The sequence below is a fragment of the Mumia xiangluensis genome (genome assembly GCF_010994095.1).
Lineage (GTDB): Bacteria > Actinomycetota > Actinomycetes > Propionibacteriales > Nocardioidaceae > Mumia > Mumia xiangluensis.
The window spans coordinates 298796-311086 of sequence record NZ_WJYO01000001.1; the positions used below are offsets into that span (position 1 = coordinate 298796).

9 protein-coding genes are annotated in these 12291 nt (G+C 71.0%); 3 read left to right on the forward strand and 6 right to left on the reverse strand.

Going from position 1 to position 12291, the window contains the following annotated elements:
• Window positions 1-3 precede the first annotated feature (3 nt).
• Together GH747_RS01325 and GH747_RS01330 are read right to left on the reverse strand one after the other, a co-directional pair.
• Complete coding sequence (locus GH747_RS01325) at window positions 4-1224, reverse strand: globin domain-containing protein (protein WP_149767549.1); 1221 nt, start codon at window positions 1222-1224, stop codon at window positions 4-6.
• Between the two features lie 53 nt (window positions 1225-1277).
• A complete protein-coding gene (locus GH747_RS01330) occupies window positions 1278-1712 on the reverse strand; it encodes an RrF2 family transcriptional regulator (protein ID WP_149767551.1) in 435 nt (144 codons plus the stop codon).
• A 211-nt stretch (window positions 1713-1923) separates the two neighbouring features.
• Here GH747_RS01330 and GH747_RS01335 point away from each other — a divergent pair, with 211 nt between their 5' ends.
• The 3 genes from GH747_RS01335 (at window position 1924) to GH747_RS01345 (ending at window position 7407) form a co-directional block, all read left to right on the forward strand.
• Window positions 1924-5682: an Ig-like domain repeat protein gene (locus GH747_RS01335; protein WP_149767553.1), complete on the forward strand. Its 3759-nt coding sequence runs from the start codon at window positions 1924-1926 to the stop codon at window positions 5680-5682.
• Between the two features lie 189 nt (window positions 5683-5871).
• Window positions 5872-7095 (forward strand): FlgD immunoglobulin-like domain containing protein, encoded by a 1224-nt coding sequence (locus tag GH747_RS01340; protein ID WP_149767554.1) that lies wholly within the window; start codon window positions 5872-5874, stop codon window positions 7093-7095.
• 84 nt (window positions 7096-7179) lie between these two features.
• Window positions 7180-7407 (forward strand): hypothetical protein, encoded by a 228-nt coding sequence (locus tag GH747_RS01345; RefSeq protein WP_149767556.1) that lies wholly within the window; start codon window positions 7180-7182, stop codon window positions 7405-7407.
• Between the two features lie 66 nt (window positions 7408-7473).
• Here the strand turns inward: GH747_RS01345 and GH747_RS01350 are convergent, their stop codons facing one another.
• From GH747_RS01350 to GH747_RS01365, 4 genes are all read right to left on the reverse strand, one after another.
• Window positions 7474-8163 carry a methionine ABC transporter permease gene (locus GH747_RS01350; protein WP_149767558.1) on the reverse strand — a complete coding sequence of 230 codons (690 nt, stop codon included), beginning with the start codon at window positions 8161-8163 and terminating at the stop codon, window positions 7474-7476.
• Window positions 8160-9188, reverse strand: a complete 1029-nt coding sequence (locus GH747_RS01355; RefSeq protein WP_149767560.1) for a methionine ABC transporter ATP-binding protein — start codon at window positions 9186-9188, stop codon at window positions 8160-8162. The genes GH747_RS01350 and GH747_RS01355 overlap by 4 nt, the downstream gene beginning before the upstream one ends.
• Window positions 9189-9193: 5 nt before the next feature.
• Window positions 9194-10114 carry a MetQ/NlpA family ABC transporter substrate-binding protein gene (locus GH747_RS01360; protein ID WP_149767562.1) on the reverse strand — a complete coding sequence of 307 codons (921 nt, stop codon included), beginning with the start codon at window positions 10112-10114 and terminating at the stop codon, window positions 9194-9196.
• A 267-nt stretch (window positions 10115-10381) separates the two neighbouring features.
• A complete protein-coding gene (locus GH747_RS01365) occupies window positions 10382-12178 on the reverse strand; it encodes an NAD(P)-dependent oxidoreductase (RefSeq protein ID WP_149767564.1) in 1797 nt (598 codons plus the stop codon).
• Window positions 12179-12291: the final 113 nt, after the last annotated feature.

Consider the following 12291-nt stretch of genomic DNA (forward strand, 5'->3'; position numbering starts at 1 on the left):
CGGTCAGGAGGCGGACGGGATCCAGGTGTCGGGGCCGAACACCTCGTAGTGGATGCGCTCGGCCGGGACGGCGCGCGCGACCAGCGCGTCGCGGACGCCGAGCATGAACGGCAACGGGCCGCACAGGTACGCCGTCGCGTCGGCCGGCACCTCGACGGCCTCGAGGTCGACGCGGCCCGCACGGACCCGGCCCTGCGGCTCCCTCGTACCGAGCTCCTCGTACCAGGTGTGCAGCGTCGCGCCGGGGATCCGCTCGACCAGCGCGGACAGCTCCGCTCGGTGGGCGTGCCGCGCGGGCGTCCGGTCGGCGTGGATCACCTCGACGCGGCGCTCGGCGCGTGCCGCCGCGAGGTGGTCGAGCATGCCGAGGATCGGTGTCACCCCGATGCCCGCCGAGACGAGGACGAGCGGGTCGGACGAGTCGTCGAGGGTGAGGTCGCCGAACGGCAGCGAGACGCGGACGCGGTCGCCCTCGAACACGTTGTCGTACAGGTGGTTCGAGACCTCGCCCGCGGGCTGCGGCGTGCCGTCGGCTGCGAACGGGGCGATCCGCCGTACGCCGATGCGCCAGGCGCCGGCTCCCGGGGCGGCCGACAGGCTGTACTGGCGGATCTGGTGCGCGCCGTCGGGGAGCTCCACCTGGACCGACACGTACTGGCCGGGGAGGAAGGTCGGCAGCGCCACCCCGTCGGACGTCGCCAGCGTGAAGGCGACCGTGTCGGTGGAGACCAGCTGCCGCTCGGTGACGACGAGCTCGCGCCAGACGTCGCCGGCCTCGACGCCCGCCCCGGCGTACAGGCCCTTCTCGGCGGCGATCAGGGCATCAGCCATGTGCCAGTAGACCTCGTCCCATGCCGCGGCGACCTCGGGTGTGACGGCGTCCCCGAGCACCTCGACGATCGCGGCGAACAGGTGCTCGTGCACGATCGCGTACTGCTCCGGGAGGATGCCGAGCGAGGCGTGCTTGTTCGCGATCCGCGACATCAGCGCCGCCGGCGGGGGCGCGTCCGGGTCGACGAGAAGGGTCGCGTACGCGGCGATCGCCCCTGCCAGTGCGCGCTGCTGGTCGCCCTGAGCCTGGTTGCCGCGGTTGAACGTGTCCCGCAGCAGCTCGGGGTGCGCGGCGAACATCCGGCGGTAGAAGTTCGGCGTGATCTCACCGATCGCGCCGCCGACGACGGGCAGGGTGGCGCGTACGACCTCGGTGGAGGTGGCAGACAGCATGGGGGCTCCCTTCCTGGGGGATTGACGCTTCCTGAGGGGTGGACGTGACGACGTCATCGCGTCGCCAAGGTGAGGAGGACGGGCCCCGTCGGGTCGCCGGAGATGTCGGCCACCGTGTGCCCGTCGAGGGTGGAGAAGAACGCTTCACGTGCTTGCTTGAGGAGCCCGCGCAGGCGGCAGGCGTCACGCAGCGGGCACGGCACGCCGCCCTCGCAGTCGACGACCTCACCCTCACCCTCGAGCTGACGTGCGAGCCAGCCGATCGAGGAGGCGCGTCCGGCGTCGGTGAGCGAGAGCCCGCCCGTGCGCCCCCGGCGGGTCTCGACGACCCCGAGCGACGCGAGCCGGGCGACGACCTTGGCCGAGTGGGTGGCGGAGACGGCCATCTGGTCGGCGACGTCCTGGGTGCGCATCGTCTCGCCGGCCGGAAGGACCGCGAGGCGCATCACGATCCGGAGTCCCAGGTCCGTGAACTGCGCGAGCTGCATGACTCGACGCTACTTAAATCGGAATCTCAGATGCAAGATATGTGGGGCGTCGTGAAGATCACACGTGACCGAAACCGGACACCGGTTTAACTTTCCTGACATCCCGTCGTCTCAATTCACGCGATGGAGACTTTTAGCGTCTCCGCGGGGAGCCGAACCAGCGCTCCTCGCGGTCAGCGTCTGCCCTTACAGACGCCGAGCTGGAGTCACCTTGAGAAGAAGCATCCTCGGCCGTCGCCTCGTGCACGGCCTGGTCGCGGCAGGCCTCGCCACGAGTGCCGTCGCCGCCGTCCCCCTCCCCGCATCGGCGGAGACCGGCTCCGTACGGACGGGCGACGGCTGGACCGTCACCGACCTCGGCGGCGCGTACGAGGTCACCGTCGAGCTGGACGACCCCCTCCCGATCAAGTCCGACGCGCCGACCATCGAGGCGGACGGGCACGCGGTCGGCCTCGCTGCCGAGTCCGCCGACGGAACGAGCCTGACGACCATCACCACCGACCGGGCCGTGCTCACCGCGACCTCGCTCGAGGCCGGCTGGTCCAGCATCGAGAGCGCTGACGTCGACTCGGCTGCGAAGGCGCGCGGCGTCGCCGCGACCACCGTGCCGGACCTGTCCGCGCAGGCGGAGCTCGACGACGACCCCGGCTCGCTCGGCTCGTACGCCTGGGACGAGGACATCTACGACTTCGGCGACCAGTCGATCGACCTTGTCTCGATCGGCGGCATCCGCGGCGAGGTCCGCGGCAAGGTCTACCTCCCCCGTACCGGCGGCGCACGCCCGGTCGTGATCTTCATGCACGGCCGACACACGTCCTGCTCGCAGGGCACCGCCAACCCCGCCCGCTGGCCCTGCGGCCCGAACCAGGTCCGCATCCCCAGCTACCAGGGGTACGACGACGCCGCGCGCGCCCTCGCCAGCCACGGATACGCGGTCGTGTCGATCTCGGCCAACGCGATCAACGCCAACGACAACCAGCTGTCGATCGACTACGGCCAGCTCACCCGTGGCCAGCTGACGCTCGACACGCTGTCGCTGCTGAAGAAGGCGAACGCGGGCGAGACCGTCTCCCTGCGTGACAACGCCGCCGACCGTGACATCACGCTCGACCAGGCGCTCGCCGAGACCGACGACGACATGCTCGACACCGCGCACGAGGCGTCGCTGACCGCTGGTGACCTCGTCGGCCGCCTCGACTTCTCGAGCATCGGTCTCATGGGGCACTCACGGGGCGGCGAGGGCGTGGCGTCTGCTGCGGTCCTCAACGCCGCGCTCGACGAGCCGTGGGCGATCAAGTCCGTCCTGCCGCTCGCTCCGGTCGACTTCAACCGGTTCACGATCCCGGACGTCACGATGATGACGCTCCTGCCGTACTGCGACGGCGACGTCTCCAACCAGCAGGGCCAGCACATGTTCGACGACTCGCGCTACGCGTTCGACGACGACGTGCTCCGCTCGGCGATGTGGGTGATGGGCGCGAACCACAACTTCTTCAACACGGTCTGGACACCGGGCGTCTACCCATACGCGGTCTCCGACGACTGGTCGAACGGCACCCGCATCAACGATCCCGTCTGCGGGACGTCCGCTGCCGTCGCGGAGACCTCGATCCGCCTCAGCCCCGCCGACCAGTACGACGTCGGCACCGCACTCGTCGCCGGGTTCTTCCGCCTGACGCTGGGCGAGGAGAAGCAGTTCCTGCCGGTGTTCGACGGCACCGGCGCCGTCGCCGGCACGCTCGTCGGCAAGGACATCCGGACCACGGCGGTCCAGGCACCGTCCAGCCGCCAGGACATCGAGACGTTCACCGAGACGAGCAGCAACGTCCGCCCGTACGGCGCCGCGTCCTTCGGCATCTGCGCGAGCCTGGGCGGACGCGCGGTGTCGCAGCCGTTCGCCGCCTGCGCGCCCTCCACGCTCGGCAGCGGCCAGGTGCCGCACTGGGCCCCGATGAACTGGGGCGGCGACGTGCCGACGTCGCCGATGGGCAAGCTCTCGTGGACCAGTGCGGGCGAGGTTCGCGTCACCGTCCCGAAGGCCGCCCGCGACGCCTCGGCGTACGACCGGCTGTCGCTGAAGGTCGCCGCCGACGAGACCATGGCCGCCGAGACCGATCTCGCCATCACGCTCGTCGACGGGGCGGGCGCCACGGTCACCAAGCAGGTGTCCGAGCTCAACCCGCTCGCCCTCCGGCGGATGCCGATCAGCACGGGGGCAGGCGCGGCGACGCTCGGCAAGATCGTGCTCCAGCAGGTCAACCTGCCTCTGGCGGGTCTCGGTATCGACGTGAGCGACCTGCGCGAGGTCCGTCTCGGCGCAGGGGCGGCGACGACCGCAGGGTCGGTGCTCGTGTCCGACCTGTCGCTCGACGCGCCCTCGCTCGGAAACCCCGAGTCGAGGACGCGTCCCTCGGTCGGCGTCGGCGCCCAGCGCGTCGACGAGGGCACGGGGCCGGGCACCGTCGACGTCGCGGTGACGCTCAACCGTCCGTCGGACGAGCCGGTCGTCGCCTACGCGTCGGTTCTCGGTACGGCGAGCACCACGTCCAAGGTCGGCCGCACCGTGCGGAAGGTGACCTTCGCCCCCGGCGAGGTGTGCAAGGTCGTCGAGGGGCCGACCTACGGCGACTCCGCGACGTCGGCGAGCGCGAGCGTCACCTTCAAGGTCACCGCCACCAACACCAGCGGCGGCGTCATGGGGCCGCGGGCTCTCGACTGGCTCACCGTCCGCGAGGACGACGGCGTCACCGTCTCTGACGGCGACCCGACGACGCCGGACCCGGTCGACCCGGCAGCCTCGCTGCCGGCCGTCGGGACCCCGGGCGACGCGTGCGCCGAGCTCACCGCCCAGGGCACCGTGCACGACCTCACGGTCAGCGACGCCGCTCCCGCACCGGAGGAGACGACGACGGTGTCGGCGACCGGGTTCCGCGCCGGTGAGTCCGTCGCCTTCACGCTCGGCGGAGATCCCGCTGGGTCGGCGACAGCCACGTCCACCGGTGCGGTGTCGTACGACCTCGTGGTGCCCGCGGGCACGCCCACCGGCCCGGTCGCGGTGACCGCGACCGGCGCGGGATCGCTGCGCGAGGCCGCAGGCGACCTGACCGTCCTTGCCACGACGTCGACCGCGCTCGCGATCGAACCGGCCCTGCCGGCGATCAACGAGCCGGTCACGATGACGGCGACCGTCACCGGGGCGTCGGAGGGCACGGTCACGTTCACCGACGGCGGCAAGCCGCTGGGGAGCACCGACGTCGTCGACGGCACCGCGACGCTCGAGGTGCCAGGTCTGAAGGCCGGCACGCACACCCTCGCCGCGTCGTACGCCGCGACGACGAGCGCAGACTCCTCCACCTCCGACGCGATCTCGCTGACGCTCGAGAAGGGGCGGTCGACGATCGCGCTCGTCCTCTCCGCCACCGCCAGCACCTTCGGGAGCACGGTGCGCGGACAGGTGGCGGTCGCGGGCTCGCCGGACGGCACCGTGCAGATCGGGTACGGCTCGGTGAGGCGGAGCGTCCGCCTGACCGACGGACGCGGGAGCTTCACGCTCCCGGCCACGCTGGCCCCCGGGACGTACGCGGTCGCAGCGACCTTCCTCGGCACCGACGAGGTCGACGCCAGCTCCACGGCGACAGCCTCTCTGCGCGTCGCGAAGAAGGCGACCGCCGCGTCCGTCTCGTCGAAGTCGTCGGTGAAGCGCGGCAAGAGGCTGACGCTCACGGCGAAGGTGCGCGGCGCCGTCGCCGGGACCCAGCCGACCGGCACGGTGAAGGTCTACGTCAAGCGCGGTGGCGGGGCGTACAAGGTCGTCAAGACCGTTCGTCTCACCGCTGCTCAGGCAGGCACCGCCACCGTCGGGTACGAGGCCCCGCGCACGAAGAAGCTGCGCGTGAAGGTCGTCTACAGCGGCGACACCCGCTACGGCGCGAGCACGTCGGCCGTGAAGGTGGTGACGATCAGGCGCTGACGCCGCGGCCTCGGGCGTTGGGCCGGGACCTGCTCGGGCAGGTCCCGGCCCGTGCGACGTGGCGACACTACGACTGAGACATCCCCGAGGTCACGGTTCGGAAACACGCCAGCCGCCCGCCTGGCGTACGCCGTACGCTGACGCAGCACGCCACCCCCGGCGAGCACGATCCCCCGCCGAGGTTCCCCCATGCGTCGCACCCTTGTCCCTGCCCTCGCCCTTGCGCTCGTCCCCTTCGTGGCAGCGCCCGCCGCTCACGCCGGCACGGCCACGCCGGGTGTCATCACCCCCGGCGTCCCGGCGACCCTGACCTTCACGCTCGCCGAGGAGATCCCCTCGGCGGTCGTCGAGATCCGCGCGGCAGGGAGCTCCACGGTCGTGGCGTCGCTGCCGCTGACCGAGCTCCCGATCGGCGACGCGAGCGTGCTGTGGGACGGCCGGGCCACCGGCGGCGCACAGGTCGCCGACGGTGTGTACACCGCGAGGCTTCGCGCCGACGTCGACGGCTCCACCCCCGTCGACGAGGTCACCGTCCGCGCCAACGTCGTCGCCCCGCGTGCGACCGCGGCGCCGAGCGTGTCCGCCAGCACGGTCTTCCCGCACGTCGACGGGTACGGCGATGCCGTCACGCTCACCAGCCCAGGGGTGACGAGCGAGGTCGCGACGACCTCCTCGCTGCAGGTCCTCAACGGCTCGGGTGCCGTCGTCTGGTCCAGCGCCGCGCGCAGCGCCCGCTGGACGGGGCGCACGACTGCCGGAGCCACGCTGGCGAAGGGCACGTACCGGGTCCGTTCGCGCTTCGTCGACTCCGACGGTCTCGTCGGCTACAGCCCCGTACGCAACGTCGCCGTCTCCGCGAAGCGGCTGGTGACCTACGACGTCCGTGCGACCGTGTCGCCCCGCGGGTACCTCTCCGGCAGCTACGTCGGGAAGTGCGGCAAGATCGTCAAGCCCGCGCGCAAGGGCAAGGCGTGGAAGAAGTCGGTCGCTGTCTCGAGCAACCACCGCTGCACGCGCAAGGGAGCGCGCTCGGCCGCCGAGGCGTACTTCTCCGCTCGCGGCATCGGCGCCTACGACTACCGCTCCTTCACCGTCCAAGCCGTCGGCGGCGGCCACACGAAGGCACGCAAGAACACCGCCGGAGGCTTCGGGATCACCGGAGCGTGGGACGACATCAGCACCATGCGCCGGCTGTCGCCCACGTACGGCACCCGCACGGTCTTCCGTGCCTCCGGCGCGTCGCTTCGCCGGTTCGTCGAGCGTGGCCAGTGGATCTCGTGGGGCGTCGCGACCGTCGACGGCGGCCGGTACGACATCAAGGCGTTCCGGATCACGATGAGCTACCGCGCACTCGTCGACCCCACCGCCCGTGGTGCGCGCGTCGCGCCGGGTGGACTGCAGGCGCGCGGCTGATCTCGCAATCTGCGACTGGCGCCCACCCTCGCTAATCTGGCGCATCGTCCGCCGACCCCGCGGCGGACGGGCCCAGGAGGAGCCATGGCCACCAGAACGTCCAGGAAAGCGTCCACCCGACAGGTCGTCACCGTCATCGTCGTCGTGTGGCTCGTGATCGGCGCACTCGCGGCAGCGCAGCGCGGATACTTCCGCGGCTCGGACGCGAACTGCGCGAAGATCAGCACCATCGCGGTGACGATCATCGCCGGACCGCTCAACTACGTCGGCGCCAACCCGAAGATCGACTGCAACATCGAGCCGAGCAAGTAGCCGGCACACGTCGGGCCCGGCACGTGGATCACGTGCCGGGCCCGACGTCGTACGGAGCCGTCGTCGTCAGCGACGCAGCACCCGTCGCGCCAGCCGGTTGCCGGCGAACTGCACGACCTGGACGATGGCGACGATGATCAGCACCGCCGTCCACGTGACGACCGTGTCGAACTGGCGGTAGCCGTACTGCAGGGCGAAGTTGCCGAGCCCGCCACCGCCGATGACGCCCGCGATCGCCGACATGTCGATGATGGCGACGAACGCGAACGTGTAGCCGAGGATCAGTGGCCCGAGCGCCTCGGGGATCAGCACGGTGCGGATGATCCGCGTACGGCTCGCGCCCATCGCTCGCGCTGCCTCGATGACACCGGGCTCGACCGTGACCAGGTTCTGCTCGACGATGCGCGAGATGCCGAAGGCCGCCGCGAGCGTGATCGCGAAGATGATCGCCCGGTTGCCGATCCCGATGCCGACCACGACCCGCGCGAGCGGCTGCAGCGCCGCGATGAGGATGACGAACGGGATCGGCCGGAAGAAGTTCACCAGCACGTTGAGGATCACGTTCACCGTGCGGCTCGGGACCAGGCCCGCGGGGCGCGTGACGTACAGGCTCATGCCGAGCGCCATGCCGATGATCCCGCCGAGGACGAGAGCGATCGCGACGATGTAGAGCGTCTCGTACGTCGACTGCCAGACCAACGGCCACAGCTCGCCGAGGTTCGTGTCGACGGCCCTCACGACAGTCGGGGCACTCATGCGAGCTCCCGCGCGTCGATGCGCGACCGGATGGCCGTGAGCGCGTCGTCGACGTCGGCGTCCGCGCCGTCGAGCGCGAGCGTGAGGTTGCCGAACGTGCGGCCGCCGATGTCCTCGATGCCGCCGTGGACGAGCTCGAACACGACACCGCGGCGTACGAGCTCGGCGTACACGTCGGCCTGCCTCACCGCAGGGTCACGGAACGCGAGCCGCACGAACCGACCGGGGTGGCGTGCACGGAGCCGCGCCAGTGCCTCGTCGTCCGGCAGGTCGTCGACGATCGTCGAGACGAACCGGCGCGTGACCTGCGCCTGCGGATCGGAGAACACGTCGAAGACGGCGCCGCGCTCGACGATCCGACCGCCCTCCATCACCGCGACCTTGTCGGCGATGGACTTCACGACCTCCATCTCGTGCGTGATGACCATGATGGTGATCCCGAGCTCCTCGTTGACCCGACGCAGCAGCGCCAGGACCTCCTGGGTCGTCTCCGGGTCGAGCGCGCTGGTCGACTCGTCCGCGAGCAAGAGCTTCGGGGACGTCGCGAGCGCGCGAGCGATGCCCACGCGCTGCTTCTGCCCGCCGGAGAGCTGGTCGGTGTAGGTGTGCGCCTTCTCGGCGAGCCCGACGAACTGCAGCAGCTCGGCGACCCGCGCGTGCGCCTCGTCCTTGCCGACGCCCGCGACCTGGAGCGGATAGATCACGTTGCCGTACACCGTCCGCGACCGCAGGAGGTTGAACTGCTGGAAGATCATCCCGATCCCCCGGCGCACGTGCTGGAGTCGGCGCTCGGACAGCCCGGTGATCTCCGTGCCGTCCACCCTGATCGACCCGGACGTCGCCGTCTCCAGCGCGTTCACGAGACGGATCAGGGTGGACTTGCCGGCGCCGGAGTATCCGACGATCCCGTAGACGTCCCCGGCCTCGACGTCGAGGTCGACGCCGTCGATCGCGCGCACGGGGCTGCCGTGGCGCGACGCGGCCGGGAACACCTTCGTGACGTCGCGCAGCTCGACCAGAGGCATGGGGCCTACTGCTCCTGGATCTGCGACTCGACGTCGGACAGGGTCTTCTCCAGGTCGGTGTCGGGGATCTTCACGATCTCCGCAGTGTTGCCCGAGACCTCCTGCACTCCGTCGATGACCGGCTGGCTGGTCTGGTAGATCTCGACCAGCTTGCGGTAGGTCTCGTTGTCCTTGTCCTCCGCGCGGACGGCGAAGATGTTGACGTACGGCTGCGCCTTCGGGTCCGAGGCGTCGTCGGTGACGAGCGCGTCGGAGAACGAGAGGCCCGCCTTCTCGACGAAGTCGTTGTTGATGACCGCGGCGGCGACGTCGGGCAGCGAGGTCGGGGTCAGGTCGGCCTTGATGGCCTGGACCTTGACCTTCGAGTCCGACTCGACGTCGTTGAGGGTCGAGAACGGGCTCCCGCCGTCCTTCAGCGAGATCAGGCCCGCCGACTGGAGGAGGAGGAGCGCACGTGCCTGGTTCGTGTCGTCGTCCGGGACCACGACCGTGTCGCCGTCCTTGATCGCGTCGACTGAGTCGACCTTCTGCGAGTAGAGGCCGAGCGGGTAGATCGCCGTCGACCCGATCGGGTAGAGGTCGTCGTCGTTCTTCACGTTGTAGTCGGCGAGGTAGATGATGTGCTGGAACTGGTTGATGTCGATCTCGCCCTCGCTGACCGACGGGTTCGGCTGCGCGTAGTCGGAGAAGTCGACGACCTCGACGTCGATGTCCTCCTTGGCGGCCTCGTCCTTGAACGTCTTCCAGTACGGGTCGCTGGCACCGACCACACCGAGCCGGACCTTGGTCGCACCCTCGGCGTCGTCGTCACCTCCCGCGACGAGCACGTAGGCGAGGACGGCCACCACGAGGGCGGCGACGGCGGCCACGATCCAGAGACCCTTGCGGGACTTCGGCGGCGCGACTTGGGGGACCTGCTCGGACATGGGTTGCTCCTTGCGGCAGTGTGCTGCTGGCTCGGTAACGGGTGCGGGGATGTATGCCCCGTACATCCGAGACTGCGTCGGCCATCCGCATCCTGACCAGGCGTCTCATGATGCGAGATTCCTGCGATCGCCGAAACCGCCTGGAAACAGAGGGATCCGCGCGGAACGGCGTGACCGATGCCACGCCGTTCCGCTCATCGTGAGCGATTGGCAGCCCCCTCGGCGGTGAGAGCGGTCCTACAGCGCGCGCCGCTCGTGGGACCAGGCTCACCGCGGCTGCGGATGACCCGCCCCGGCCCCGAGCGATGCCGCCAAGCGCGAGATCCCCTCGCCGCCGTGGCCGTCCGCGACGACCTTCGCGGCGAGCGTGGCAGCCGCCTCGATCACCGACCCGTCGATGCGGTGCTCGCGCGACACCTCGACCACGTGCGTCATCGTCGCTGCGGCCGACGCCACCGACGCGTCCTCCCCGGGGTACGCCCCGGCCTCGAGCTCTGCCGCCATCTCAGGGACGACGGCGTCCATGATGGCCACGATCCCCGACGCGTACGGCGCAAGGTCCGACGGGGCGACCCCCTCGGCGCGAGCGAGGGCGAGCGCGTGGGCGTACCCGTTGACCGTCGTCCAGAAGAGGTCGAGGAGGGCGACGTCGTACGCCGAGGCGCGACCGGGGTCCTCGCCGAGCCAGGTCACCGTGCCGGCGAGGGTCTCGAGCACCTCGGCGACGCGTGCGAAGACGTCGTGCCGGCCGCTCACGAGGACGAGCGCCGCTGGTCCTCCGATCGTCGCGGTCGGCGTCATCACCGCTCCGTCGAGGTAGGCCGAGCCGCGCTCGGACGCCCAGTCGGCCAGGCCCCGGGCGCGCCGTGGCGTGTCGGCCGTGAGGTTGACGACCGTTGCTGCCGACAGCGCGGGCCCGGCCGCCTCGAGGATCTCGCGCGCGGCGGCGTCGTCGATCACCGAGACGAGGGTGACCTCGCTCGCCGCCATCGCCTCCGCGACCGAGCTCGCCTCGCGCGCGCCGTCGCGGACGAGGTCACCGGCGCGACCCGGCGTCCGGTTCCAGACGGTGACCTCGTGCCCGGCGGCCACGAGCGTCCCGGCGAGAGCGCGCCCCATCGGGCCCATCCCGAGCACCGTCACCGACGATCTGGACCGTGGCGGCGCCGCCGCCCCGCGACTGTGGAGCAGCTCGACCACCCCGGCCATGTCCTCCGCACCGTGACCGTCGTCCACGCGACGCTGCATCAGTGCGTGCAGGGGTGCGTACAGCTCGGCACTCACTCCCTGGGCCGCGCTCGCCTCGCCGATGGAGTCGTTGGCGACCTGCATCGCCAGCGGGGAGCCGGTCTCTGCGTAGTCACCGCGGTCGATGCTCCGCGCGGACTCGGGCAGGGTGCCGAGCATCGCGGACAACCACGGTACGAGCAGCTCGTCGGTGAAGGACTCGACCCCGTGCCCCGCCGACCGGACCAGCGCGGCGGCGTGGAAGAACCCGCCGAGCATCCCGTACATCCCGGCCAGCAACGAGAGGTCGTACAACGAGGCGGCCCCGTCGTCGTCGCTCACGTAGACGGGCCGGCCGAGCACGGTGAGGACCTCGCGCGCGGCGTCGTACGCCTCCCGCGGGCCGCTGTACAGGACGAACGCGTGCGGCCCTCCGATCAGCTCGGGGACCGCCATGATGCCGCCGTCGAGGACCGCGTGCCCGCGATCGCGGGCCGCCGCGGCGAAGGACTCGGCCTCCTGCGGGGTGCCGTTCGTCAGGTTGACGACGACGCGGCCGTCCGACGGGGGCGCCGCTGCGAGGACGGCGCGAGCGGCCTCGTGGTTCACCACGCAGAGCACGACGACGTCGCTCGCTGTGAAGGCCTCGGCGAGGTCGCCGGCACCGCGTGCACCGCGGGCCACGAGACCGTCCGCCCTCCCGGCGGTGCGGTTCCACACCGTCGTGTCGAACCCCGCGTCGACGAACGTCGACGCGAGCGCGGAACCCATCGCGCCGAGGCCGATCACAGAGACGCTCGTGGGGGTGGTGGGGCTGCTGGTCCGGTCGTCGGTCATGTCGCCTCTGCTCTCCGTCGGCGAGACGCTCGGCGGCCTCGCTCTCCTGACCAGCGTGGTTCGGGCACCGTACGATCGACAAGTACCTACTTTCTAGTTCGGTACTCACCCGG